Raw genomic sequence first — 23780 nt, 5'->3', positions numbered from 1 at the left:
GACAGGCACCTTCCATGACGATCACGACCACACCGCCGTCGCTGGCGACTGCGATGCGCGAGGGCTCCAAGGCCGAGCACAAGGCCGCCGAGAGCTCCTCCTACATGGCCGAGCTGCTCGACGGCCGGCTCAACGAGCGCGGATACTTCGACCTGCTGCTCCGGCTGCGAGTCGTCTACGAGGCGATGGAGGCCGCCGCGACGGACCATGCCGCCGACCCGCTGGTCGCCGCCGTCCGCGACGTCGACCTGGAGCGCCTGGCCGCCATCGACGCCGATCTGGCCTACTGGGCCGAGCGGCTCGGCGTCGACGTGGCCGACGAGCTGGCCGCGCTCGACTCCCCCGCCGCCCTCGCCTATCGGGACCGGCTCCTGGCGGCCGGTTCCGAGGCTGCGGCCGGCTGGGGCGGATCCTTGGCCGCCCACCACTACACCCGCTACCTGGGCGACCTCTCCGGCGGTCAGGCCATCGGCCGCATCCTCTCGCGCACCTTCGATCTCGACGGTGCGGGTGTCGCGTTCTACGACTTCGCCGCGATCTCCAAGCCGAAGCCGTACAAGGACGCCTACCGCGCCCGCCTCGACGCCCTCGGCCTCGACGACGCCGGGGTCCGGCGTGTCGTCGAGGAGGTGAAGGTCGCCTTCGGCCTCAACCAGGCCCTCTTCACCGAGCTCGGCGCGAACCTCCCCACCTACCGCCGACCCGCCGGCGCGCTCGGAGGTTGAGCGAAAACCCTCGCCGCCCTCGGAGGTTGAGCAAGCCGACGAGTGAGGAACGAACTCGTCGGCGCCGACGAAACCTCGCAACCGACCTCGGGAACGCTGGCAGCGCCGGTTGCCGGGGTTTCGTCAGCGCTCGCTGGCGCTCGCTTGCTCAACCTCCGGCGGCGGGGCGCTCGCTTGCTCAACCTCCGGCCGCAGGAACTGCGACGAAGGAGCAGATCCGTCGCGGCTGGAGGTTGAGCGAGCCCCGCGGCTGAGGAACGAAGCCGCGACGGGCGAGACGAAACCCTCGCACGCCCCCTCGGAAACGTTGGTAGTCGGTTGCTCAATCTCCGGCGTCGAGGCGGGCGCGGAGGCCGGCTAGGCAGCCGCGCATCATGCGCGCGTGGTTCCAGCGCATCAAGGGCGCGCCGATGCGCGAGAGGCGCGACAGGACCACGCCGCGGACGCCCACCCGTTGATAGAGATCCATGCGGGTGCCGGCGGCGACGGGATGCAGCGTCCAGGCGACGTGGCCCTCGAGGTCGCCGCTCAGCTCGACCTCGAGCACCGGCGGCTCGCGCGTGACGGCGTGCAGCACCAGGTCGAGGGTGTAGGGCAGCGTCGACCTGCACAGCACCCGTGCGTCGTCCGGCCCGAGGCTGGCGACGGCGAGGATCTGCGGCCACCACAGGGGGTAGTACTCGAGGTCGACGACGACGGTGGCGACCCGCGGCACCGGCGCGGCGAGGTACCAGCGGTCCTCGAAGACGAAGTCAGCCATCGAGGTCCAACCGGCGCCGCATCGCCTCCATCGCCCGCGCCGCCTGCACCCGGACGTCGGCCGACGGGTCGTCCAGCGTGGCCGCGACGACCGCGACGTGCTCGGTGTCGCCGGCCACCGCCAGGCAGCGCATCGCCTGCGCGCGCACGCGCGGCAACTCGTGCGCGGCCAGCCGCACCGCGCCGTCGCCGGTGCCGGCGACCTCGTGTCGGGCGGCCACCTTGAGGCACATCTCGGCGGGTCGGTAGTGCTCGTCGGCCAGGCCCCGCACGATCGCGGGCGTGGCCGCGTCGTGCCACACGTGGAGCAGGCCGCGGGCTCCCCAGGTCCGCGGCCAGTGGTCCTTCCACCGCCCGGCGTCCCGGACGTCCTGCGGCGAGTGGCCGCTGAGCGCACAAAGCTCCTCGACGTAGCCCTCCCGGGGCGCGCCGTCGAGGAGGTCGACGCACACCATGACGAACCCGGGCCTGCCCAGCCGGCGCGCGAGCGCCTCGGCGGAGGAGGCGATCGATCCACCGCTGGAACCACCCATAGCGCTACCTTTCCTCACATGAGTCCCGACGTCGACGTCCTGCTCGATCGCGCCCACGCCTGGCTGGACGAGGATCCCGATCCGCACACCCGGGCCGAGCTCGAGGCGGTGCTGACCGCCGTCGAGGGCGGCGACGAGGCCGCGCGCGCCGACCTCGCCGACCGCTTCGACGGCACCTTGGAGTTCGGCACGGCCGGCCTGCGCGGCGCGCTCGGTGCGGGCCCGAACCGGATGAACCGCGTGGTGGTGCTGCGGGCAGCGGCCGGACTGGCGGCCTACCTGAACGCCCAGGCCCCCGATACCTCGGGCGCGCACCGCTCGGTCGTGATCGGCTACGACGCCCGCCACAACTCCGATGTCTTCGCGCGCGACACCGCCGAAGTGATGACCGCCGCGGGCTTCACCGCATGGGTGATGCCGCGGCCCCTGCCGACGCCGATGCTCGCCTTCGCGATCCGGGAGCTCGGCTGCGCCGCGGGCGTGATGGTCACCGCGAGCCACAACCCGCCGCAGGACAACGGCTACAAGGTCTACCTCGGCGACGGCAGCCAGATCGTCCCGCCGGCGGACGCCGAGATCGCCGCCGAGATCGCGGCCATCGGGCACGTGGGTGACATCCCGCTCGGGGAGCCGGGCACGGTGCTCGGCGAGGACATCGTCGACCACTACCTCGACACGGTCGCCGGACTCGCCGACGACGGCCCGCGCGAGCTCTCGATCGTCTACACGCCGCTGCACGGGGTCGGTGGAGCCCCGACGCTCCAGGTGCTCGAGCTGGCCGGCTACGACGCGCCGCGCGTGGTCGCGGCCCAGGAGGAGCCGGACCCCGACTTCCCCACCGTCGGGTTCCCGAACCCCGAGGAGAAGGGCGCGATGGACCTCGCCCTGGCCCTCGCCGCCGAGACCCACGCCGACATCGTCATCGCCAACGACCCCGACGCCGACCGGTGCGCCGCCGCCGTCGCCCTGCCCGACGGCGCCTGGCGGATGCTCACCGGCGACGAGGTGGGAGCACTGCTCGCCCACCACCTGATCGCCCGCGGCGCGACCGGCACGTTTGCGACGACGATCGTGTCGTCCACGCTGCTCGGCAAGCTCGCCGCGGCAGCCGGGCAGCCGTACCAGGAGACGCTCACGGGCTTCAAGTGGATCGGCCGGGTCGACGGCCTGCGCTACGGCTACGAGGAGGCCCTGGGCTACTGCGTCGACCCCGCCCACGTGCGCGACAAGGACGGCATCTCCGCAGCGCTGCTGCTGTGCGAGCTGGCCGCGAAGATGAAGGCGGAGGACCGCACGCTGGTCGACCTGCTCGACGACATCGCCCGCGAGTTCGGCCTGCACGCCACCGGCCAGGTGTCGGTGCGCGTCGACGACCTCGCACTCATCACCGACGCGATGGCGCGGCTGCGCGCCACCCCTCCGACGTCGCTCGGCGGCCTGGAGGTGCTGCAGGTCGACGACCTGGCCGAGGGCTCCCCCGAGCTGCCACCCACCGACGGTCTGCGCTACCGCCTCGCCGACGACGGCCGCGTCGTCGTGCGTCCCAGCGGCACCGAGCCGAAGATCAAGTGCTACCTCGAGGTCGTCGTGCCGGTCGAGCACGACACCGACGACGGCGTCGCCGCCGCGCGGATCAGCGCCGCGGGCCGCCTCGACGCGATCGGCGCGGACATCCGGGCAGCCGCCGGACTCTGATGATCCTCAGGTGAGGATGAACACGACGGTGGCGATCGCGGAGATCACGAGGACCGCGATCTCAGGATAGGCCCACCGACGGGTGACGTCGGCGGCGAGCGCGCCCTGCGCGGCGGAGTAGGGCGCGATGCCCTGCTCCTCGCGGGCCTGCTCGGCGAGCTGACGGATGCGCTCTTGGACCCACTCCCCGTAGGCCTGCTGGGCCAGGCGCTCGGCCTCCTCGCGTCCGGACGTCTCGACCTCGCCGTCGGGCCTCGGCGCGCGGTCGGCCCTGCGCAGCTGACGACGGCTGCGACCGATCGCCGCGCAGGTGTAGCGCCGCTCGCCCACCCGCACCGCGAGCACCTGGCGCACCGCCACCTCCTCGATGCCGGCCAGCGGGATCGAGACGGTGTCGACCAGGTTGCGCAGCACGAGCCGGTCACCTCGGATGGCAACCCCCGGCCGCAGCATCGCCGCCCAGGCGAGCGCGGTGAAGAAGATCCCGAAGGCCACCATTCCCCACACGACGTCGTCGCTGGCGAACAGCCCCGCACCCACGGCGGTCACGCCGAGGAGAACCGCGATGACGCCGAACACCCGACCGCTGGTCGGAGTGAACGTCTCGCCGTGCGGGTTGTCGCCGGTCATGTTCCGAACTCTATGCTGAGGCAATGCCCACCCTGACGACGGACTTCGCCGACGTGACCGGGTCCGAGGACTCCCTGCGCCGCTTCCTGCACGGGCTCCCCGGCGTCGACCAGGTGGGCGCCGAGGCACGCGCGGCGTCACTGGCGACCAGGTCGATCAAGACGACCGCGAAGGAGTTCGCGATCGACCTGGCGATCACGATGGTCGATCTCACCACGCTCGAGGGACAAGACACCCCCGGCAAGGTCCGCGCGCTCGCCGCCAAGGCCGTGCACCCCGACCCGGCCGACCCGACCTGCCCGCAGGTCGCGGCCGTGTGCGTCTACCCCGACATGGTCGCGATCGCCAAGGAGGCCGTCGGCGACTCCGGCGTCAACGTCGCCGCCGTGGCCACCGCCTTCCCCAGCGGACGAGCCGCCCTGGACATCAAGCTGGCCGACACCCGCGACGCCGTCGAGGCCGGTGCCGACGAGATCGACATGGTGATCGACCGCGGCGCCTTCCTCGCCGGGCGCTACCTCCAGGTGTTCGACGAGATCGTCGCGGTCCGCGAGGCCTGCAAGCGCCCCGACGGAACCACAGCCCACCTGAAGGTCATCTTCGAGACCGGCGAGCTGCAGACCTACGACAACGTCCGGCGGGCCAGCTGGCTGGCCATGCTCGCCGGGGCCCACTTCATCAAGACCTCCACCGGGAAGGTCCAACCGGCCGCCACCCTCCCGGTGACCCTTGTGATGCTGCAGGCCGTCCGCGACTTCCGTGACCTCACCGGGCAGATGGTGGGCGTCAAGCCGGCCGGCGGGATCCGCACGGCCAAGGACGCCATCAAGTACCTCGTGATGGTCAACGAGGTCGCCGGCCCCGACTGGCTGACGCCGGACTGGTTCCGCTTCGGCGCCTCGACGCTGCTCAACGATCTCCTCATGCAGCGCACCAAGCTCCGCACCGGCCGCTACTCCGGCCCCGACTACTTCACGCTCGACTGAGCATCCCTTCGAGCAACCGACGAGGAGTCCCGATGGCCAAGAAGTCGAAGAAGCCCGACCAGAAGTCCGGTCCCGCCCCCACTGCCGCCTCCGTGTTCGAGTACGCGCCGGCGCCGGAGTCGCGCGCGATCCTCGATCTCCAACCCTCCTACGGCCTGTTCGTCAACGGCGAGTTCGTCGAGGGCCACGGCGCGCCGTTCAAGTCAATCAGCCCGGCCACCGAGGAGGTCCTCGCCGAGGTCGCCGAGGCCGACGCCGCCGACGTCGACGCCGCGGTCAAGGTCGCGCGCCGGGCCTACTCCCGCGTGTGGTCGAGGATGCCGGGCAGCGAGCGCGGCAAGTACCTGTACCGGATCGCGCGGATCATCCAGGAGCGCAGCCGCGAGCTGGCGGTGCTGGAGTCGCTCGACAACGGCAAGCCGATCAAGGAGTCCCGCGACGTCGACATCCCGATCGTCGCCGCCCACTTCTTCTACTACGCCGGCTGGGCCGACAAGCTGGAGTTCTCCGGCTACGGCACCACGCCGCTCGGCGTGGCCGGGCAGATCATCCCGTGGAACTTCCCGCTGATGATGCTGGCCTGGAAGATCGCGCCCGCACTGGCGTGCGGCAACACCGTGGTCCTCAAGCCGGCCGAGACCACTCCCCTCACCGCACTGCTGTTCGCCGGGATCTGCCAGCAGGCGGACCTGCCGCCGGGCGTCGTCAACATCGTCACCGGCGCGGGCGCCACGGGCCAGGCGCTCGTCGAGCACCCCGACGTCGACAAGATCGCCTTCACCGGGTCGACCGCGGTCGGCAAGGCCATCGCGCGCGAGGTGGCCGGCTCCCGCAAGGAGGTCACCCTCGAACTCGGCGGGAAGGCGGCCAACATCGTCTTCGACGACGCCCCGCTCGACCAGGCGGTCGAGGGCATCGTCAACGGGATCTTCTTCAACCAGGGCCACGTGTGCTGTGCCGGATCGCGGCTACTGGTGCAGGAGTCGATCGCCGAGGAGCTGCTCGCCAAGCTCAAGACCCGGATGGCCACCCTGCGCCTGGGCGACCCGCTCGACAAGAACACCGACGTCGGCGCGATCAACTCCGCCGAGCAGCTGGCCCGGATCCGCGAGCTGTCCGACATCGGCGACCAGGAGGGGGCCGACCGCTGGTCGCCGCCGTGCGACCTCCCCGAGCGGGGCTTCTGGTTCCCGCCGACCCTGTTCACCGGCGTCTCCCAGGCTCACCGGATCGCGCGCGAGGAGATCTTCGGGCCGGTGCTCTCGGTGCTGACCTTCCGGACGCCGTCGGAGGCGGTGGAGAAGGCCAACAACACGCCGTACGGACTCTCGGCGGGCGTATGGACCGAGAAGGGCTCGCTGATCCTCTACATGGCCAGCGCACTGCGCGCGGGCGTGGTGTGGGCCAACACGTTCAACAAGTTCGACCCCACCAGCCCGTTCGGCGGCTACAAGGAGTCCGGACAGGGACGCGAGGGTGGCCGCCACGGCCTGGCGGCGTACCTCAAGGCCACGAAGGCAGGCGAGTGACCATGGCGCGCATCGACGTCCGCAAGACCTACAAGCTCTTCATCGGCGGGGCCTTCCCGCGCTCGGAGTCGGGCTATTCCTACGAGATCACCGACGCTAGGGGTCAGTTCGTGGCCAATGCCGCCCTCGCCTCCCGCAAGGACGCCCGGGACGCCGTGGTCGCCGCCCGCAAGGCGGCGCCCGGCTGGTCGGGCCGCACCGCCTACAACCGGGCGCAGATCGTCTACCGCGTCGCCGAGCTGATGGAGGACCGCCGCCCGCAGTTCGTGGCCGCCGTCCGGCAGTCCGAGGGGCTCACCGCGGCCCGCGCCAACGCCGTCGTCGACGCCGCCATCGACCGGCTCGTCTGGTACGCCGGCTGGGCCGACAAGCTCACCCAGGTCGTCGGCAACGCCAACCCGGTGGCCGGCCCGTTCTTCAACCTCACCACCCCCGAGCCGACCGGGGTCGTGGCCGTGCTCGCGCCGCAGGAGTCAGCGCTGCTGGGTCTGGTGAGCGTGGTGGCGCCCGCGATCGTCACCGGCAACACCGTCGTCGTGGTGTCGTCGTACGCGCGGCCGCTCCCGGCCGTCACCTTCGCGGAGGTGCTCGCGACCTCCGACGTCCCCGGCGGCGTGGTCAACATCCTCACCGGGTCGGCCGCCACCATCGGCCCGTGGCTGGCCTCCCACATGGACGTCAACGCCATCGACCTCGCCGGTGCGGCCGGTGACGAGGAGCTGACGGTCGCGCTCGAGGTGGCCTCGGCCGACAACCTCAAGCGAGTCCGCCGGGCGCCGTCCGGCGAGCCCGACTGGACTCAGACCCCCACCCTGGACGCCATGACCGACTTCCTGGAGCTGAAGACGGTCTGGCACCCGATGGGTGTCTGAGCCACCGATGCCAGGGACCCGTGCGCGTGTGATCGTGCTGGCCGGGCCTTCCGGGTCCGGCAAGTCGCGGCTCGCCGCGCGGCTCGGACTACCGGTCCTGCGACTCGACGACTTCTACAAGTCCGGTGACGATCCGACCCTCCCCCTCATCACCGAGGGCGCCAATGCCGGCCTGGTCGACTGGGACCACCCCGGCTCCTGGCTGCCCGGCGACGCGATGACGGCGATCCGGGCGCTGTGCGCCGACGGTGTCACCGACGTACCGGTCTACGAGATCGCCAAGAACGGCCGCTGCGGCTGGCAGACCCTCGACCTGGCCGGAGCCGACCTGTTCGTCGCCGAGGGGATCTTCGCCCCCGAGATCGTGGAGTCGGCCCGCGCCGAGGGGGTCCTCGCGGCGGCCTACTGCATCCGACGGTCCGCGCTGGTGACCTTCTGGCTGCGGCTCACCCGGGATCTGCGTGAGCACCGCAAGCCGCCGTTGGTGCTGATCCGGCGCGGGATCGCGCTGGCGCGCGCCCAGCGCGGGGTCGTCGCCGACGCCGTCGCGAAGGGCTGCACGCCGGTCTCGCCCGACGAGGCCGTCGCGGCGGTCGAGCGGATCCGCGCCAGCCGCGCCGGGACCGGCTGACCCTCATGGTGCGCCGGCCCGCCGACGTCCGCGATCCGATCGGCTTGCGGCAGCCGGACGCGCGCTCGTGCGGTGCGACGAGCGCCGTGGTGGCGCGGATGCAGGCCGATCCCGCCTACGCCGCCGCGATCCGGCCGCGGTTCGCCGTCGAGGTGCTGAGCGTCCACCGTCGGCTCACCAGGGCGCGGCTGCGCGGCCGCTGGCAGCTGCCGTGGCCGCGGGCCCTCGGCACCCCGCCATGGGCCCTTGCTCGCGAGCTCGGTGCGCTCACCGGCGTCCGGCATCGCACCCGATTGGTGCGCTGGCGGCGTGACCCACTCGCGGGCGTCGGACCCGGCGCGCTCTACGTGGGTGACCGCTGGCTGCCCCGGCACGTCGTCCTGATGCTCGACGACGTCCGCTGCTACGACCCCGCCACCGGCCGCGTCGTCGCGCTCGCCTCCGGGCCGGCGCGCCCACTGCCTTTCGGCAGGTGGCGGATCGCGTGGTTCGTGGTCACCCCTCGCTCTCGGCGATCAGGGCCGCGTATCCGGGCTTGATGACGTCGTCGATGATCGCCAGCCGCTCGTCGAAGGGCAGGAACGCCGACTTCATCGCGTTGATCGTGAACCAGCGCAGATCGGCCAGGTCGTAGCCGAAGGCCTTCACCAGCGCCATCATCTCGTCGGTCATCGAGGTCTGGCTCATCAGCCGGTTGTCGGTGTTCACGGTGACCCGGAAGCGGAGCTTGGTGAGCAGCCCGATGGGATGCTCGGCGATGCTGGCGGCCGCGCCCGTCTGCACGTTCGACGCCGGCGCGAGCTCCAGTGGGATCCGCTGGTCGCGCACGTAGGCGGCGAGCCGGCCGAGCTCGTAGGTGCCGTCGTCCTTCACCTCGATGTCGTCGACGATGCGGACGCCGTGGCCGAGCCGGTCGGCGCCGCACCACTGGATCGCCTGCCAGATCGACGGCAGACCGAAGGCCTCGCCGGCGTGGATGGTGAAGTGCGAGTTCTCCCGCTGGAGGTACTCGAACGCGTCGAGGTGACGGGTGGGCGGGAAGCCGGCCTCGGCCCCGGCGATGTCGAAGCCGGCGACGCCGCGATCACGCCAGGCGACGGCCAGCTCGGCGATCTCCCTCGAACGCGCCTGGTGCCGCATCGCGGTGAGCAGCTGGCGCACGACGATCCGGCCGCCGGCGTCGGCCACCCCCTGCTCGAAGCCCTCCTGGACGGCGGCGACGACCTCGTCGAGGGTGAGCCCCTGCTCGACGTGCTGCTCGGGGGCGTAACGGATCTCGGCGTACACGACGCCGTCGGCGGCCAGATCCTCCACGCACTCCCGGGCGATCCGGGTGAGCGCCGCGGCGGTCTGCATCACCGCGACGGTGTGGTCGAAGGTCTCCAGGTAGCGCACCAGCGATCCGGAGTCGGCGGCCTCGGCGAACCACGCCGCCAGCGCCTCGGCGCTCTCGTCGGTAGGCAGCTCGTGGCCGATCTCGGCGGACAGCTCGAGCACCGTCGCCGGGCGCACCCCGCCGTCGAGGTGATCGTGGAGCAGCACCTTGGGCGCAGCCTGGACCTGCGCGCGTGTAGGTTCCATGACGTCATCCAACCACCTCGTCCGGGTCGTCCCGATGGCGACAGCAGTGACGAGCGCCGTCCAGGGAGGCCACCCGTATGCGCACCTTCAGCACCTTCGAGGAACTCGACGAAGCGGTCGGAGAGGAGCTCGGCGTCGGCGACTGGCTGGAGATCGAGCAGGACCGCGTCAACACCTTCGCCGACGCCACCGGCGACCATCAGTGGATCCACGTCGACGTCGAGCGCGCCAACGAAGGCCCCTTCGGCGGCCCGATCGCACACGGCTACCTGACCCTGTCGCTGATCCCCTACCTCGGCACCAGCGTCTTCACCCTCGACACCCCCGGCGCGAAGCTGAACTACGGCCTCAACAAGGTCCGCTTCCCGAACCCGGTGAAGGTCGGCCAGCGCATCCGCGACCGGGTCACCCTCGCCGCCGTCGACGACCTCCCCATGGGCAAGCAGGTCACGATGCGCCACGTCGTGGAGATCGACGGCGTCGACAAGCCCGCCTGCGTGGCCGAGATGGTCGTCGTCCTCCTCAACGACGAGTGACTGACTGTCCCGTTCCGACTCCGACTTCACGCCGAGTCGGCGTTTGTGCTCAACCGCAACGCCGACTCGGCGTCGACTTCACGCCGAGTCGGCGTTTCTGTTCAACGGCAACGCCGACTCGGCGTCCTCGGGGGCTGACGGCGGGGCCTTGCGGATGCCGTCGGGGAGGGTGTTGGGCACCAGCTCGATCACCAGGGCGTCGGTCTCGGCGTCCAGGGGGGCGCCGACCGAGGCCAGCTCGTCCATCATCTCGCGGGCGGCGATCGCCGCGCCCGGTCCCTCGGGGTTGCGCGCCTCGGCGGTGAGCAGGTCGCGCCAGAGCACCTGGGACGCCGGCGCGAGCCGGAGTCCGGCGCGGCAGGCGGCGGCGGCTCCGGCCGGGTCGTCGTCGAAGGAGAGCACAGCCAGCCGGTGGGCGGCGTCGACGATCAGCGAGACGCTCTCCTCCTCCAGGCCCACCCGCGGCAGCCAGGTGTAGCGGCGCGCGGGTCGCTCGGCGATCGCCGGGCCACGGACGAGCCGCAGCGCGCGACGCAGCAGGTCGCGCTCGTCGGCGGGGACGGCGTCGCGGGAGCGCAGCAGCAGGGTGCGGACGGCGTCCCAGTCGACCAGCACGTCGTCGGAGAGGAACAGCCGCCCCTCGGTGGTCTCTCCGAGTCGGTGATTGCCCTCGGCGTCGGCGCCGAGCCACTCGCGGGCCCGGTCGATGGTCGCGTCGCGGACGTCGGCGGTGACGCCGCGGGGCCACAGCGACGCCGCCACGACGCTGGGATGCACCGGGCCGGAGGCGAGGGCGAGGAACACGACGAGCTCGGTGGCGAGCTCGAGGCGCACCGGGTCGAGGTCGCCCGCGCCACGCACCAGCGGGCTGCCGAGCACCGACACGGTGACCGGCGCCATCGCCAGCTCCGAGTCGGCGCCGGGGCGGACGGGCTCGCCGACCGCGGGACGATCGAGCATCACCGGCGTGATGGCGGTGTCGCCGTCGTCGTGCACCTGCGCGAGCAGGGCGTGGAGCGAGCCGGCCGTCGCGTCGGTGAGGCGGACGGCGTGGACGTCGACGTCGAGCAACGGGATGGTGAGCCGCCCGCTGTCGTCGACATGCACCCGCCACCGCGACCCGGGCACGGGCACCGCGGAGACGATGCCGACGCCACGGGTGCCGGCGGCGCCGAGTCGAGCCAGCACTCCCCCGGCATCGTGGGTGTCGAGGTCGGGGGGCACGGTGCCGAGCAGCAGGTACTGCGGCTCGACGCCCGGACGACGTCCGATCCGGCCACCGAGCACCTCACGCGCCGGCCGACCCGGCGAGGTGTCGCGCCACTGGTCGAGCAGGGCGCCGAGGTGCGCGACGTGCCGGAAGCGGGTGCCCGACAGCACGGCGAGGTGCTCGGAGAGGTCGTAGCCGTGCACGGCCTGGGCGTCGGCCCACGGGGCGAGCGCGAGCTGGACGGCGATCGCCGAGACCACCTCGCGGGCTGCGTGGTGCGCGCCGTCGATGGCGAACACGCCGCCGACCGCCTCGAGGTCGACGAGGAGGTCGGCGCCGTCGTCGTCGCGGCCGAGGCAGACCAGGCCGGGGTACGGCGCGTGGCCCGAGCCCTCGGGCAGAACCGCGGTGCGGTCGAGCTGCCAGGTGCTTCCGCCGTCGTGCACCGTCCACGGCGCGGGGGCGTCGAGCACGGGCGGGGCGACGCGGAGCCGGATCGCGTCATCGGAGACCGTGGCCGCATAGACCTGCGGAAGCGCGATCCGCTCCGCGCGGCAGATCGCGCTGAGCGAGCGCAGCGCCCGGTCGATCCACAGCGTGCGCTCCTCGTCGGCGGCGACCCGCAGCGCGACCTCGACCTCGGGATCGGTGCCGGTGGGTCCCGAGCCGGGACGACGGCGTCGAGCGCCGGCGATGGCGAGGGCGAGGATCCCGGCGACGAGGCCGCCGCCACCGGTGCCGGCGAGGATGCCGGTGACGACGTCGCCGACACCGGATCCGGAGTCGCCGGACTGCTCGCGCGCGACATCGCTGCGACCAGAGGCGCGGCCGTCGTCGAGGCTGCCGGGGCCGTCGCCGAGCGCACCGCCCACCGCGCCGGCGCCGTGGGCGACGCCGGGGCCGACCGTGCCGTCGGCGGTCGCGCCGGGCCCCTGATGACCGCCGTGCCCGTGCGGTCCCTGCCGACCGTGACCCGGAGTGCCGGTGACCCGAGGGGCGTCCTGGGCGTCGTCGGGCATGATCAGCACCCACCCGGGCTGGATGAGTCGGCCGATCACCAGCTCCTGGCCGTCAGGCTGGAGTCGGCCCTTGTTGAGCTCGTAGATCTCCTTCCACCGGCGCCCGTCGTCGAGGTGACGCTCGGCGATGTCCCAGAGGTTGTCGTGGTAGTGCCCGTCGGGCGGCTGCACGATGACCACGCGGTGACCGACGACGTCGGTCATGCTCGCCGGCACACCGGGCACCGACGAGATCGGCGAGGAGTCCATCTGTCCGCCCGGGCCGTCCTGCTGACCAGCGGCGTCCTGGCGGACGTCGAATCCCTCCTGGTTCGGGGTCAACGACGATCCGGTGAGGTCGGTCGATCGGGCGCTCAGGTCACGGGAGTCGGATCGGCTCCCCGCGCCGTCGTCGGAGAAGCTGCCCGGGCCGTGCGATCGACCCGAGGAGTCCCCCGGAACCCGGCCGTCGGGTGCGTCGGCGGTCATCGCGCTGCCGGCGTCGATGCCCTGGGCGACCGCATCGGCGACAGCGCGATGCGGCGCCGACGCCGTCGGTGCCGGTCCGGGGTCGCGCACCCCGACCACGTCGTGCCAGTCGGGTCCGGCCGGGGTCGGCGGGGTGCTCGGGGCGGCGTTGGCTCCGGCGGTGCTGCCGAGGACCGTCGCGCCGACGAGCACCGCGCCGACCAGCGCCCGGGCGAGGGCCTGCGAGGGGCCCGAGAAGGGCACCGGCCGTGGCAGCCCGCCGCCGCGGGCGATGCTCACGATCTCGACGATGGTGCAGATCGTGAACTGCAGCCAGGCCAGCCACACCACGGCGCGCAGCACCGCGAACAGCGCGTCGATGCTCAGCGGCTGGGTGAGGTCGTCGCGGGTCGGTATCGAGTCAGGGATCGGCGGACCGCCGGTGAAGGCGATCAGGAGTGCCGGGACGCCGACGATGAGGAGCAGCAGGGCAAGGCCGGCACCGATGGCACGCGGCCACGAGGCGCGCTCCGGCTCGACCTCCGGGGCGGCGAAGCGCTGGGGGCCGCGCGTGCCCGGGGGCTGGGACGGCGGCTGGAAAGGAGGCTGAGTCGGGGGCTGGGTGGGCGACTGGGTCATGTCCCACTCCTCACTACGGCTGATGGCTGGCTGATCGGCTGGGTCATCGGCCGACTCACTGCGTGATCGTCTCGGCGGTCGCGGTGGCCTCGATGTCGTACTTGTTGATCCCGACCAGGTTGAGCAGGCGCGTGTCGACGGTGTCGGCCGCGGTGACAGTCACGCTGTCACCGCCCGGCGCGAAGTCGATCGCAGTCACTCGGTGTCCGCGGGCAGCGAGGTAGCTCTGGATGCGGGCGCTGGCCGCGTCCTGTTCGATGACGACCGATCCGGGGTCGCCGTACAGCGCCTCCTGGTTCAGCTGCTGCGCGCCGGCGCGCGCCGCCTGCTCGACGTCGTCGGCAAGCTTCATGCGGGCGTTCAGTGCACCGCCGCCGTCGACCACCAGGCCGGCACAGGCCAACAGCACGATGGCCATACCGACGACGAAGGCCGTCGCGGCACCCCGCTCGGCGGTGCGGCGAGCCCGTCGCATCCGGCTCAACACACGGTTCGAGAACGACTTCATGCAAAGCTCCGGTACGGGTCGAGCGGCACGGTGCTGGAGCCTTCGACGGCGACCGAGCCGGGCACCCCGATCAGGCCGAGTCCGTCGAAGGAGACCCGGCAGTGCAGCACCACGGTGACCTCGCCGCCGGCCTCGAAGGGTCCGTTGACCTCGATGTCGGCGCAGGTGGTCTCCTTGTCCAGCGAGGCCCGGACCGTGGCCGCCGCGGCCTGTCTCGCGGCGGGAAGCGAGTTCTCGAACGAGGCCGCTCGCGCGGCGTCGCGCGCGGTGGCGTCGACGTCGCCGCGGACCGCGACATAGCGCCCGAACATCACGATCAGGATGACGAAGGCCATCAGCACCGGAGTCAGCAGCACGATCTCGACGGCCATGGAGCCGCGCTCGCTCCGGGCGTCTCGGCGACGGCGGCACAGCATCACTCGGCGCCCTCCCCCACGAAGTGCTCGATCGGGCCGACGACGGTCTGACTGACCTCCGGCACGCCGAACGGCGAGATCTCCTGGGCATGGCCGGTGACGGTCACGGTGACCTCGTCCGGCCCGGTGCGCTTGATGTCGATGTGGTACCCCTCGAGGATGCCGCCGCCGATGTTCGCGGCATAGCGCTCTCCCGCCGCGTGGGCCTTGGCGTCGTCGTCGCTCGTACGAGCCACCCGCGCGGTCTCGCGGGCCACCGCACTCGCCGCCTGGTTGCCGAGGTAGACCAAGGCGAACTGCACGGCGAGGAAGATGACGAAGAGCAGGAGCGGCATGTAGAGCGCCAGCTCGACCGTCGAGGCACCCCGCTCGTTTCGTCGCCTCATTCGGCGACGCATGCTCAGATGTTGTCTGTGTCGAGGTCGATGCCGTCGGCCTTGCCCTTGATCACCTTGAGCAACACGCCTCCCACGGCGAGCGCAATGGCGACCAGGATCGCGGTGATCACGACCCACTCGACCGCGGTGGCGCCTCGCTCCTCGTTGTGCAGGCGGGCCCGGTGCGCCCGCAGCATGATCATCAGGAATTGCAGGGTCGGCTGACTGGACATGATGTGCTGCTCCTCAGTTCGTGGCTCCGCGGGAAACACTCCCCCGAGAGTCAGACGTCAAACCTCGATCTGTGGTCGCCTCAGGCTAACCCTGGTGGGCCGTCTACGACACCTCACCCCACCACCCGCGCTACGGCCGGGTAGATGAGGAAGATCAGGAATCCGATACAGAGCAGCAACTGGGCGACCAGCATCGACTGGGACCGTGCTGCGGCACGGCCCTCGGCGTCGGCCAGCGCCTTGCGCCGCATCGAGGCGGCGCGCGCGGTGAGGGAGTCGCGCACCTTGGCCCCGTCTTCGGCCACCAGGGCGAGCGCAGCGGAGAGATCACGCAGTTCGTCGATGTCGACCTCCTCGCCGAGCGCACCGAGCGCAGCCCATGGCGTGGTGCCCTGGAGCCGCGCCGCCTCCAACGTGTCGCGGATCCGGGTCATCGCCCAGCCATCGGAGATCTGGGCGGCGGACTGGAGCGCCTCCGGGACGCCGCGACCGCCGGCCAGGTTCATCGCGACGAGGTCGAGGAAGGAACCGACGACGTGCCGGAACGCTCTGCGGCGCTCGTCGCTCTCGCGCACGACTTGGAGCACCGGAACGACGAGTCCGACCATGGCTCCGATGAGCATCAGCCACAGGGGAATCGACGGCGAGACGAAGCCGAGCGCCGTCACCGGCGCTAAGACGATCACGGGCACCACGAACCCGAGAACGGCGCCCAGGACGCACCGGGCGAGGAAAATCTCGCGCGAGACCCCCATCATCGCCAGGCCGGAGCTCAGCGACGTCGGGAGCCTGATTCCGCGTTGATCCAGGGCATCTGCGAGCTCCGTGCCGAGACGACGCATCCGGGGCGACTCGTCCTGGTGCCGCCGATCGGCGGTGACGCTTGCGTGACGACGGCTCCTCGACAGCTGTGCATCGAGGTGCGCCAGCGCGACCGGGCCCGAGACCGGAGGCTGCAGAACGAGCCAGACGGCAAGGAGAAGACCGGCGCCGACGAGTCCTCCCGCGATCATCACGAGCGTGAGACTCATGACACGCCTCCCTTGGCGGGCGAACGTGAGCGCAGGAACCGTTCGGGGGTCTCGAATCGAGTCAACCGTTGCATCCACGCGATCCCGGCTGCGAAGAACCCGAGGACCAGAACGAGAACGACCTGTCCCAGCGCGGTGCCATATGGCTCGACGTAATCCGGGTTGAAGACACGCAGAAGGACGACGAACAGGACGGTCACACCAACGACGATCTGCACACTGCGTTCGGTGCTGCGGCGTCCGGCGCTGACGCGTTGTCGCATCTCCAGCTCCGCGCGCGCCGACTCCGACAACGAGGTGAGCACCTGACGCAGCCCGGGTCCGCGCAGCCTGGAGTTGAGGATGAGCGCGGCGATGATCAGGTCGGCCCCGCTGTCGTCGAGCTCGTCGGCGAAGCGCTGCAGCGCCTCAGGGAGCGGCACCCGCACGCGGAGCCGGTCGGCCAGCGTCTGGAGGTCGTCGCGGATCGCCGGGCCGGCGGCGTGCACTGACGCCGGAATCGCTTGTTCGAGCCCCACCGCACCCGCCACGGTGTCGCGCAGCGACTCGGTCCACGCGGCCAGCGCCTCGATCCGAGCCACCGACAGGCGAGCGGCCCGCCCGCCGCCGAACAGCCGGTCCCATAGGAGGACGAGTGCGACCGTGGCGATCGCCGCGACCGGCCAACCGGTGATCAGTAGAACGAAGAGCCCGGCGATGATCGCTATCGGCAACCGACGTCCGTAGGCACGCAGATCTTCGATGATGCTGGTGCGGGTGGAGGGTGGTGGTGGCTCCCTCGGGATGAGCGCGGTCGCAAGGAGCACGATCCCGCCCGCGGCCACGGCCCCGAGCAGCATGATGAGCACCACCTGGGGTGTCAGCAGCTCGGTCCCGTTCACGAGGTCCTCTCCGCCATCTCCAGCCAGGTCGGAGCGGCCCCGGGGACGTAGCCGGCAGCCTCGAGGTCGTCGAGACAGGAGATCGCGGCTCCCGGGACGGCGACGCCGTCGGGGCCGAGCTTGTAGACCTCGCTGGAGAGGACTCGGCCGTCGACGCCGTTGACCTCCCGCACCGAGGTGACGGTGCGTCGCAGGGTGCCGCCCTCGGCGAAGGTGTTGATCCGCTCGATGAACACCACGAAGTCGATCGCGCCGCCGATCAGCATCATCGTGGCCTCGGCGGGCAGGCGCTCGACGCTCTGGATCGCGTAGGTGCAGATCCGGTTGAACACCTCGGAGGAGGAGTTGGCGTGGATCGTGGAAAGCGAGCCGTCATTGCCCTGGCTCATCGCGTTGAGCATGGTGACGATCTCGTCGCCCAGCACCTCGCCGACGATCACGCGCGAGGGGTTCATGCGCAGCGAGCGGCGCACCAGGTCGGACATCGGGATGGCGCCGCTGCCCTCGGCATTGGCGAGCCGCTCCTCGAAGGCCACGACATTGGGGTGCAGGTCGGCGAACTCGCCGAGTCCGAGCTCCAGAGCGCGCTCGACGGTGATGAGTCGCTCGTCGGGCTCGATCTCGTTGGCCAGCGCCCGCAGCAGCGTGGTCTTCCCGGCGTTCGTGGCCCCGGCGATCATGATGTTCTTGCGGGCTCGCACCGCGGCCGAGAGCATCGCGGCCAGGTCGGGCGACATGGTGCCGTAGTCGACCAGCATGTCGAGGGAGACCCGCGACAGCCGCGCCCGCCGGATCGACAGCGAGGGCCGCTGGCACACGCCCATCACCGCAGAGAGCCGGGAGCCGTCGGGCAGCCGGATGTCGAGCTGCGGGTTGGCGGTGTCGAAGGAGCGGCTGGTCAGGCCCGAGTAGGCACCGAGGGTCTGGACCAGCTCGACCAGCTCGTCGTCGGACTCCGCGACGGGCGGGGCGAGCTCCTCGCGCCCGTCGGCATAGCCGACGAACACCCGGTCGCAGCCGTTGATGTCGATGTTCTCGACGTCGGGATCGTCGAGGAGCGGCTGCAGGCGACCGACGCCGAAGAGAGCGGCGTGGATGCCCTCGGCCAGCTGCACCTCGTCGTCATGGGACGGCGGGGTCCGGCCGGCGCGCACCTCATCACGGGCATAGCCGTCGAGCACCCTGCTGACGACGGCGCGAGCGAACTGCCGCTCGTCCTCCGCGGTCATCGGTGCGACGCCCGCGGCGTTGTCCTCGCGGCGCTGGCGAGCCAGCACCTCCGCGACGTCCTCGCGCAGGCGGCGTACGAGTCGCTGGTCCACGGTCGATCAGCTCCGTCCGGGTTGCAGCTGGCTGGGTCCGGTCAGATGGGAGGAGATCTCGGCACTCAGCGTCCGGGCCGAGCGGCCCAGCAGGCTCGAGCCGAGGCGACCCGAGCGACTCGACGCGAGCACCCGAGCCGCCTTGTCGTCGCGCGCCACGATGCCGAGCACGCGAGCCGGCAACTGCTCGTGCTGGAGGAGATGCTGCAGGTCGGTGACGGTCGCGGTGTCGCGATAGCTGGTGGCCACGACGACGCCCACCCGCTGGGCACCCGGCTCATCGAGGCGCAGGGGCCGCCGCAACGCGCGAAGCAGGTTGCGCAGGTGCGCGATGCCCTCCACGTCGGGCCGGACGACGAGCAGCACCGCATCGGCTGCCGAGAGCACGGGCAGCACCGGCGAGCCGAGCGTGACCCGCCCACAGTCGGCGATGACGTCGGCGGTCGAGCCGTGCGCGGCGAGGATCTCGGGCAGGACCGACCAGACGCCGCCGATCCCGGCCAACTGCTCCGGTGTCGGCACGCCGGCGAGCACCGGGAAGCCGAACGCGGTCTCTTGCAGGTGGTCAGCCAGGGGGGTTTCGGCGGCTCCGCGCCGGGCGGCGGCGGCGAGGGACAGCAGTCCCCGGTCGGGATCGAGTGGCTGCCCGTGCGGGTCGCGTGCCCGCCAGGCGACGTCGCCGCCGGCGGGGTCCAGATCAACGAGGACGGCCGCCGGCCGCGGCCACAGGGCGGCCAGCGCAGCCGCGGTGATGCTCGCCCCGGGTGCCCCCTTGGCCGAAGCAACGGCGATCACGCTCACTGCGCTGGGACCTCCAGCTCGATGTCGAAAGGTTGGTTGTGCTTGAGCAGAGCGACGCCCGCCTGGTCGCCGCCTGCGGCGCCGATCACCTGAGCAGCGACCTCGCTCGGCACGAGCACCTGCAGAGTCCCCTCACTCGATCCGCCGAGGTCGTCGGACGAGCCCTTGTCCACCGACAGCACGAGTCCCTGGCTGAGAACCTTCGGCTCCGCATCGGATCCGCTCCCACCGACCCGGATGATCTCGATCAGATCGCCGCTGCGCAGCGTGGCCGCAGGCGTGAGCTTGCTCGAGAGTGGGATCGAGACCACGGCGCGATCGCCGTCGACCGGGTTGGTCGTCGTGAGCATGTTCTCGTCGAGCAGCGTGTCGGGACCGATGGGGAACTTGGCGTAGGTCTTGCCGTTGAGGATGTCGTCGGCGAACTCGGCCGGGATGAGCACCAGCCCCTCGCTGGCCACCTTGACCTCCTTGACGTCGTCCTCGGTGATCACCGCACCGGCTTCGATGGGGCGGGCAGCGGCGAGCACGGGCTCGCGCGAGTCGAGCCGGACGGCGAGGAGGCCGGCGAGAAGGGCGCCGCCGACGATCAGGATGACGGCGAGGGCGGCGAGCGCGGGCCGGCGCTGCCGCGGCGGGCCGGAGCGCTCGGTGAGGCTCCGCGAGGGCTTCTTCGTGGCCTTCTGCTTGCGCTGCTTCGCCGGGGTGGACGAGGTCGTCGGCGTCTGGCTACTCACGGTGTCGCTTCCCCGCATTCTGTGGACAACTGAGAGGACCGGGATGCGGTCATCTTGAGGACATTGACCTCCGGCGGGACGAGTCAAACATGATAGGAGTCACGCGGGCTGGTCGGGGCCGGTCGTAATAGCGGGAGGGGGCGGCTGGTGAGCGAGCGATTCCCCGTGAGCGTGCGCAACGGCGCGACCGGCGTCAGTCAGGACGTCCTGGTCGACGCCTCCCCGGAGACCCCGGTCGACGCCCTGCTCCCCGCCCTGCTCGCGCTCACCGGGGCGGAGGCGATCGACGACGGCTTCGCCCGGCACAGCTCGATGTGGGTCGACGGCGTCCGGGTCGGCGGCGGGCAGAGCCTCCGCGCGGCCGGCTGGCGACCGGGCTCGCATCTGGCCCTGCACGAGCCCGACGACGCCTACCCCGGCCTCCCGGCCGGCGTCGTGGAGCTGCGGGTCGTCTCGGGCCCGGGCGCGGGACTGGTGCACCGGCTCGGGATCGGCGACCACGAGGCCGGTCCGGACTCGCCGGAGATCGAGCTGCCGGATCCTGGCCTCCCGATGCCCGCCCTCTCCCTGCGCGTGACACCGCGCGGCGAGGTACGGATCCTGGAGACCGCGGTGCGGAGCCGGCCTCCGGGCGCGTGGCCGCCGGGCACCGCGCTCCGACTGGGCGCGACCGTGCTCGAGTGGCACCCGGTCTGGACGCCCGACGCCGTCGTCACTCCCCGCTCGGCGGGTCTCGGCCTCGACGTCCACCGGATGCCGCGCCCGCCCGGTCCACCGGGGCGCGGCCTGGCGCCCGGGGCACCCACACCTCGTGCGGCCTACCCGGATCCGGCCGAGGTCCTGCTGCAATGCGTCGGGCCCGGCCGCGGGCTGTGGCGGCGGCGCCCGGAGGATGGCGACTTCCTGCGGGTCCGGCTCGGCGTCGATGCCCGTAGCGAAGAGCCGGTCACCGTCTCGCTGCGCGAGGTCGGCGGTCTCGGTCTCATCGGCGCCGGACGCGACGCCGTCGCCCGGTGGCTGGTCGGACAGGCCGCCGCGCTGCACAGTCCGCGCGAGCTGCGGATCGTGGTGCTCACCGCCGCTTCCCGCGCCGACCAGTGGGAGTGGACCCGCTGGCTGCCGCATTGCCGCGACCACGACGAGAGCGTGTCGATCGGCAACGACACCGACTCCCGTGGCCGGCGGATCGCCGAGCTCGCAGAGCTCCTGCGGGGCACCATCGGACGACCGGGACCGGACGCCGCGGTGCTCGTCGTGCTGGACGGGATGGGTGAGCTCGTCGACCTACCCGGACTGGGCGCACTGCTGCGCGACGGACCCGCGCGCGGCATCCACCCGATCTGCCTCGACGGCGACCCTGCGAGCCTGCCCGCGGCGTCCGCCGCCGTGGTCGAGGTCGGCGAGCAGCGGCTCGAGATGCCGGCCGTCCCGGGCGGAGCGGGGGCGGTCGTCCCGGACCTGGTCGATCCGGCGTGGAGCGAGCGGGTGGCCCGGGCGCTGGCTCCCCTGCACGACTCCGGCGAGCCGCCGCACGCCCCGGGCGCCGGTCCTGCCGTGCGCCCACCCAGGATGTGGGCCGTGCCGTGGGAGAGCCTGGGAGCGACCGCACCGGGCACCAGCGAGCCAGATGACGGGCCGGCCGATCCGGCCGATCCGGCCACTCCCGATCCCCAGCGCACCGAGACGGAGCCGCTGGAGCCGCTGGAGCCGCCGGTCGCGACGTCGTCCGCGGGCCGGGATCTCGACCGGACCCTCGACCTCGACTCCGCGACCCCGACCGTCATCGCAGGTTCCGCCCGCTCGGGTCGCTCCACGACCCTGCGCGGGATCGCCGTCCACCTGGCCGAGGTCCGATCCTCGCGAGACGTGCACCTCCACGCCCTCGACAGTGCGACCGCCGACCTGCGCCCCCTCGCCGCACTCCCCCACGTCGGGGTCGTCGTCGCGCACGGCGACCCGTCGGCCGGCGACCTCGTCGACAACCTGAGCGAGGAGGTAGCCCGGCGGCGAGAGCTCTGGCGGCGCCAGGGAGTGAGCGCTCTGGCCGAGCAGCGGGCCCGCGCGGCGCCCCGCGAGCAGCTCCCCTACCTCGTCGTGCTGGTCGACGACGCGCACCGCTGGGCGAGCGAGATCGAGACACTGACAGCACTCGCCGACGGCCCGGACGCCGGGCTCCGGTTGGTCTTCACGACCGATCAGGGCGCGAGCCAGAACCCGCTCGGCCACCGCGATGCCTCATATCGGGCGGCTCAGTACGCGCTGATCGCCGAGACCGGGCGCCGTCTCACCCGCGCCGAGCTCGACGGCCCGGCCCGTCCGTCGGCCCAGCGGCCCTGGACGGCGGGCACGCTGCGCCGAGCGGGACAGATCAGGCGATCCGGTCGAGGATGACCGGCGTCGGCTCGCCGATGGCCGACATCGCGATGTCGTAGCCACCCTCGAGCGACTCACGCGCCCGCTCGAAGCGCTCCGGGGTGTCGGTGAGCAGGGTGAAGAGCGGCTCGCCGGCCGTGACGGAGTCACCAGGACGGGCGTGCCAGATGACACCGGCGCCCTCCTGGACGGGGTCCTCCTTGCGGGCCCGGCCGGCGCCGAGGCGCCACGCCGCGAGCCCGACGGCCATCGCGTCGAGGCGGGTGAGCACCCCGGTGGAGGGGGCCGGGATGACCTCGGACTCCTTGGCGACCGGCAGCGGGGCGTCAGGGTCGCCGTCCTGGGCGCGGATCATCGCCTTCCACACGTCCATCGCGGACCCGTCGGCGAGCTTGTCGGCGGGGTCGACGTCGTCGCGTCCGGCGGCGGCGAGCATCTCGCGCGCCAGGGCGACGGTGAGCTCCACGACGTCGGCAGGTCCGCCACCGGAGAGCACGTCGACGGACTCGGCGACCTCGATCGCGTTGCCGGCGGTGTAGCCCAGCGGCGTCTCCATGTTGGTCAGCAGGGCGACGGTGGCGACACCGGCGTCCTTGCCCAGGCCGACCATCGTCTCGGCGAGCTCGCGCGCACGGTCGAGGTCCTTCATGAACGCACCGCTGCCGACCTTGACGTCGAGCACGAGCGCCCCGGTGCCCTCGGCGATCTTCTTGCTCATGATCGAGGAGGAGATCAGCGGGATCGCCTCCACCGTGCCGGTGACGTCGCGCAGCGCGTAGAGCTTCTTGTCAGCCGGGGCGAGGCCGTCGCCGGCCGCGCAGATGACCGCGCCCACCGACTCCAGCTGGGCCAGCATCTCCGCGTTCGACAGGTCCGCGCGCCAGCCGGGGATCGCCTCCATCTTGTCGAGGGTCCCTCCGGTGTGGCCCAGGCCGCGTCCGGACAGTTGCGGCACCGCCACCCCGCACGCGGCGACCAACGGAGCCAGCGGCAGGGTGATCTTGTCGCCCACCCCGCCGGTGGAGTGCTTGTCGGCGGTCGGGCGCGACAGGCTGGAGAAGTCCATCCGCTCCCCCGAGGCGATCATCGCGCCGGTCCACCGGGCGATCTCGCGCCGGTCCATCCCGTTGAGGAGGATGGCCATCGCCAGCGCCGACATCTGCTCGTCGGCGACGTCGCCGCGGGTGTAGGCGTCAACGACCCAGTCGATCTGGGAGTCGGTCAGGGCGTGCTTGTCGCGCTTGGCGGAGATCACTTCGATGGCGTCGTGAGTGCTCATGGTCGGACCCTAGCGCCCGAACCCGACCTG

At 72.1% G+C, this 23780-nt stretch carries 24 protein-coding genes; 9 read left to right on the top strand and 15 right to left on the bottom strand.

Annotation, left to right across the window (positions count from 1 at the left end; all coding sequences use genetic code 11):
- Window positions 1–14 precede the first annotated feature (14 nt).
- Window positions 15–725 carry a biliverdin-producing heme oxygenase gene (locus WMR31_RS03840; RefSeq protein ID WP_340537451.1) on the top strand — a complete coding sequence of 237 codons (711 nt, stop codon included), beginning with the start codon at window positions 15–17 and terminating at the stop codon, window positions 723–725.
- Between the two features lie 322 nt (window positions 726–1047).
- Here the strand turns inward: WMR31_RS03840 and WMR31_RS03835 are convergent, their stop codons facing one another.
- Together WMR31_RS03835 and WMR31_RS03830 are read right to left on the bottom strand one after the other, a co-directional pair.
- The gene (locus WMR31_RS03835; RefSeq protein ID WP_340537450.1) at window positions 1048–1485 is read right to left on the bottom strand and encodes an SRPBCC family protein; all 438 of its coding nucleotides are present in this window, start codon (window positions 1483–1485) and stop codon (window positions 1048–1050) included.
- Window positions 1478–2017: a HEAT repeat domain-containing protein gene (locus WMR31_RS03830; RefSeq protein ID WP_340537449.1), complete on the bottom strand. Its 540-nt coding sequence runs from the start codon at window positions 2015–2017 to the stop codon at window positions 1478–1480. Before WMR31_RS03830 ends, WMR31_RS03835 begins: the two co-directional genes overlap by 8 nt.
- A gap of 18 nt (window positions 2018–2035) precedes the next feature.
- Between WMR31_RS03830 and WMR31_RS03825 the strand changes: the two genes are divergently transcribed.
- Entirely contained in the window at window positions 2036–3712 is a 1677-nt protein-coding gene (locus tag WMR31_RS03825) for a phospho-sugar mutase (RefSeq protein ID WP_340537448.1), read from the top strand.
- A 6-nt stretch (window positions 3713–3718) separates the two neighbouring features.
- Here WMR31_RS03825 and WMR31_RS03820 read toward each other — a convergent pair whose 3' ends face one another.
- A complete protein-coding gene (locus tag WMR31_RS03820; protein ID WP_340537447.1) occupies window positions 3719–4342 on the bottom strand; it encodes a hypothetical protein in 624 nt (207 codons plus the stop codon).
- A gap of 23 nt (window positions 4343–4365) precedes the next feature.
- Between WMR31_RS03820 and deoC the strand changes: the two genes are divergently transcribed.
- From deoC to WMR31_RS03795, 5 genes are read left to right on the top strand one after another with little or no spacing between them, the layout of a single operon-like run.
- Window positions 4366–5328, top strand: a complete 963-nt coding sequence (gene deoC, locus WMR31_RS03815; RefSeq protein WP_340537446.1) for a deoxyribose-phosphate aldolase — start codon at window positions 4366–4368, stop codon at window positions 5326–5328.
- Between the two features lie 32 nt (window positions 5329–5360).
- A complete protein-coding gene (locus WMR31_RS03810) occupies window positions 5361–6857 on the top strand; it encodes an aldehyde dehydrogenase family protein (protein WP_340537445.1) in 1497 nt (498 codons plus the stop codon).
- A 2-nt stretch (window positions 6858–6859) separates the two neighbouring features.
- Window positions 6860–7729 (top strand): aldehyde dehydrogenase family protein, encoded by an 870-nt coding sequence (locus tag WMR31_RS03805; RefSeq protein ID WP_340537444.1) that lies wholly within the window; start codon window positions 6860–6862, stop codon window positions 7727–7729.
- A 7-nt stretch (window positions 7730–7736) separates the two neighbouring features.
- Entirely contained in the window at window positions 7737–8360 is a 624-nt protein-coding gene (locus tag WMR31_RS03800) for an ATP-binding protein (RefSeq protein WP_340537443.1), read from the top strand.
- Between the two features lie 5 nt (window positions 8361–8365).
- Window positions 8366–8899: a hypothetical protein gene (locus tag WMR31_RS03795; RefSeq protein WP_340537442.1), complete on the top strand. Its 534-nt coding sequence runs from the start codon at window positions 8366–8368 to the stop codon at window positions 8897–8899.
- Here WMR31_RS03795 and WMR31_RS03790 read toward each other — a convergent pair.
- On the bottom strand, window positions 8856–9941 hold the full coding sequence (locus WMR31_RS03790) for an adenosine deaminase (protein WP_340537441.1): 1086 nt from the start codon (window positions 9939–9941) through the stop codon (window positions 8856–8858). The two genes, WMR31_RS03795 and WMR31_RS03790, sit on opposite strands and share 44 nt — an antisense overlap.
- A 77-nt stretch (window positions 9942–10018) precedes the next feature.
- Here WMR31_RS03790 and WMR31_RS03785 point away from each other — a divergent pair, with 77 nt between their 5' ends.
- Window positions 10019–10477 (top strand): MaoC family dehydratase, encoded by a 459-nt coding sequence (locus tag WMR31_RS03785; protein WP_340537440.1) that lies wholly within the window; start codon window positions 10019–10021, stop codon window positions 10475–10477.
- 78 nt (window positions 10478–10555) lie between these two features.
- Here WMR31_RS03785 and WMR31_RS03780 read toward each other — a convergent pair whose 3' ends face one another.
- The 10 genes from WMR31_RS03780 to WMR31_RS03735 all read right to left on the bottom strand — a co-directional run bounded on the left by WMR31_RS03780 (window position 10556) and on the right by WMR31_RS03735 (window position 20098).
- Window positions 10556–13792 (bottom strand): LysM peptidoglycan-binding domain-containing protein, encoded by a 3237-nt coding sequence (locus tag WMR31_RS03780; RefSeq protein WP_340537439.1) that lies wholly within the window; start codon window positions 13790–13792, stop codon window positions 10556–10558.
- Window positions 13793–13847: 55 nt separating this feature from the next.
- Window positions 13848–14300, bottom strand: coding sequence for a TadE/TadG family type IV pilus assembly protein (locus tag WMR31_RS03775; RefSeq protein ID WP_340537438.1), 453 nt, complete (start codon window positions 14298–14300; stop codon window positions 13848–13850).
- Window positions 14297–14671 carry a TadE/TadG family type IV pilus assembly protein gene (locus WMR31_RS03770; protein WP_340537437.1) on the bottom strand — a complete coding sequence of 125 codons (375 nt, stop codon included), beginning with the start codon at window positions 14669–14671 and terminating at the stop codon, window positions 14297–14299. Before WMR31_RS03770 ends, WMR31_RS03775 begins: the two co-directional genes overlap by 4 nt.
- Before the next feature lie 44 nt (window positions 14672–14715).
- The gene (locus tag WMR31_RS03765; protein ID WP_340537436.1) at window positions 14716–15102 is read right to left on the bottom strand and encodes a TadE/TadG family type IV pilus assembly protein; all 387 of its coding nucleotides are present in this window, start codon (window positions 15100–15102) and stop codon (window positions 14716–14718) included.
- 14 nt (window positions 15103–15116) lie between these two features.
- A complete protein-coding gene (locus WMR31_RS03760; protein WP_340537435.1) occupies window positions 15117–15326 on the bottom strand; it encodes a Flp family type IVb pilin in 210 nt (69 codons plus the stop codon).
- A gap of 113 nt (window positions 15327–15439) precedes the next feature.
- Window positions 15440–16357 (bottom strand): type II secretion system F family protein, encoded by a 918-nt coding sequence (locus WMR31_RS03755; protein ID WP_340537434.1) that lies wholly within the window; start codon window positions 16355–16357, stop codon window positions 15440–15442.
- On the bottom strand, window positions 16354–17238 hold the full coding sequence (locus WMR31_RS03750; RefSeq protein ID WP_340537433.1) for a type II secretion system F family protein: 885 nt from the start codon (window positions 17236–17238) through the stop codon (window positions 16354–16356). The genes WMR31_RS03755 and WMR31_RS03750 overlap by 4 nt, the downstream gene beginning before the upstream one ends.
- On the bottom strand, window positions 17235–18560 hold the full coding sequence (locus WMR31_RS03745) for a TadA family conjugal transfer-associated ATPase (RefSeq protein ID WP_340537432.1): 1326 nt from the start codon (window positions 18558–18560) through the stop codon (window positions 17235–17237). The genes WMR31_RS03750 and WMR31_RS03745 overlap by 4 nt, the downstream gene beginning before the upstream one ends.
- 6 nt (window positions 18561–18566) lie before the next feature.
- Window positions 18567–19361 (bottom strand): MinD/ParA family ATP-binding protein, encoded by a 795-nt coding sequence (locus tag WMR31_RS03740; protein WP_340537431.1) that lies wholly within the window; start codon window positions 19359–19361, stop codon window positions 18567–18569.
- A complete protein-coding gene (locus tag WMR31_RS03735; protein WP_340537430.1) occupies window positions 19358–20098 on the bottom strand; it encodes a CpaB family protein in 741 nt (246 codons plus the stop codon). The genes WMR31_RS03740 and WMR31_RS03735 overlap by 4 nt, the downstream gene beginning before the upstream one ends.
- A 147-nt stretch (window positions 20099–20245) precedes the next feature.
- Between WMR31_RS03735 and WMR31_RS03730 the strand changes: the two genes are divergently transcribed.
- Window positions 20246–22489, top strand: a complete 2244-nt coding sequence (locus WMR31_RS03730) for an FtsK/SpoIIIE domain-containing protein (protein WP_340537429.1) — start codon at window positions 20246–20248, stop codon at window positions 22487–22489.
- On the opposite strand, the gene WMR31_RS03725 is transcribed toward WMR31_RS03730, so the two are convergent.
- Window positions 22467–23750, bottom strand: coding sequence for a thymidine phosphorylase (locus WMR31_RS03725; protein ID WP_340537428.1), 1284 nt, complete (start codon window positions 23748–23750; stop codon window positions 22467–22469). The two genes, WMR31_RS03730 and WMR31_RS03725, sit on opposite strands and share 23 nt — an antisense overlap.
- Window positions 23751–23780 lie beyond the last annotated feature (30 nt).

It is taken from the genome of Nocardioides epinepheli (genome assembly GCF_037936805.1).
GTDB lineage: Bacteria > Actinomycetota > Actinomycetes > Propionibacteriales > Nocardioidaceae > Nocardioides.
The sequence above is the reverse complement of the archived record's forward strand: the minus strand, read 5'-3'. Positions and strand labels throughout refer to the sequence as shown.

Excerpts from the sequence above, each read along its gene's own strand:
- WMR31_RS03820 (WP_340537447.1), bottom strand. The coding sequence starts at position 4,342 with ATGACCGGCGACAACCCGCACGGCGAGACGTTCACTCCGACCAGCGGT.
- WMR31_RS03770 (WP_340537437.1), bottom strand. The coding sequence starts at position 14,671 with ATGGCCGTCGAGATCGTGCTGCTGACTCCGGTGCTGATGGCCTTCGTC.
- WMR31_RS03835 (WP_340537450.1), bottom strand. The coding sequence starts at position 1,485 with ATGGCTGACTTCGTCTTCGAGGACCGCTGGTACCTCGCCGCGCCGGTG.
- WMR31_RS03765 (WP_340537436.1), bottom strand. The coding sequence starts at position 15,102 with ATGAGGCGACGAAACGAGCGGGGTGCCTCGACGGTCGAGCTGGCGCTC.
- WMR31_RS03790 (WP_340537441.1), bottom strand. The coding sequence starts at position 9,941 with ATGGAACCTACACGCGCGCAGGTCCAGGCTGCGCCCAAGGTGCTGCTC.
- WMR31_RS03775 (WP_340537438.1), bottom strand. The coding sequence starts at position 14,300 with ATGAAGTCGTTCTCGAACCGTGTGTTGAGCCGGATGCGACGGGCTCGC.
- WMR31_RS03825 (WP_340537448.1), top strand. The coding sequence starts at position 2,036 with ATGAGTCCCGACGTCGACGTCCTGCTCGATCGCGCCCACGCCTGGCTG.
- WMR31_RS03725 (WP_340537428.1), bottom strand. The coding sequence starts at position 23,750 with ATGAGCACTCACGACGCCATCGAAGTGATCTCCGCCAAGCGCGACAAG.
- WMR31_RS03760 (WP_340537435.1), bottom strand. The coding sequence starts at position 15,326 with ATGTCCAGTCAGCCGACCCTGCAATTCCTGATGATCATGCTGCGGGCG.
- deoC (WP_340537446.1), top strand. The coding sequence starts at position 4,366 with ATGCCCACCCTGACGACGGACTTCGCCGACGTGACCGGGTCCGAGGAC.
- WMR31_RS03805 (WP_340537444.1), top strand. The coding sequence starts at position 6,860 with ATGGCGCGCATCGACGTCCGCAAGACCTACAAGCTCTTCATCGGCGGG.
- WMR31_RS03795 (WP_340537442.1), top strand. The coding sequence starts at position 8,366 with ATGGTGCGCCGGCCCGCCGACGTCCGCGATCCGATCGGCTTGCGGCAG.
- WMR31_RS03800 (WP_340537443.1), top strand. The coding sequence starts at position 7,737 with ATGCCAGGGACCCGTGCGCGTGTGATCGTGCTGGCCGGGCCTTCCGGG.
- WMR31_RS03780 (WP_340537439.1), bottom strand. The coding sequence starts at position 13,792 with ATGACCCAGTCGCCCACCCAGCCCCCGACTCAGCCTCCTTTCCAGCCG.
- WMR31_RS03755 (WP_340537434.1), bottom strand. The coding sequence starts at position 16,357 with ATGAGTCTCACGCTCGTGATGATCGCGGGAGGACTCGTCGGCGCCGGT.
- WMR31_RS03830 (WP_340537449.1), bottom strand. The coding sequence starts at position 2,017 with ATGGGTGGTTCCAGCGGTGGATCGATCGCCTCCTCCGCCGAGGCGCTC.
- WMR31_RS03840 (WP_340537451.1), top strand. The coding sequence starts at position 15 with ATGACGATCACGACCACACCGCCGTCGCTGGCGACTGCGATGCGCGAG.
- WMR31_RS03810 (WP_340537445.1), top strand. The coding sequence starts at position 5,361 with ATGGCCAAGAAGTCGAAGAAGCCCGACCAGAAGTCCGGTCCCGCCCCC.
- WMR31_RS03785 (WP_340537440.1), top strand. The coding sequence starts at position 10,019 with ATGCGCACCTTCAGCACCTTCGAGGAACTCGACGAAGCGGTCGGAGAG.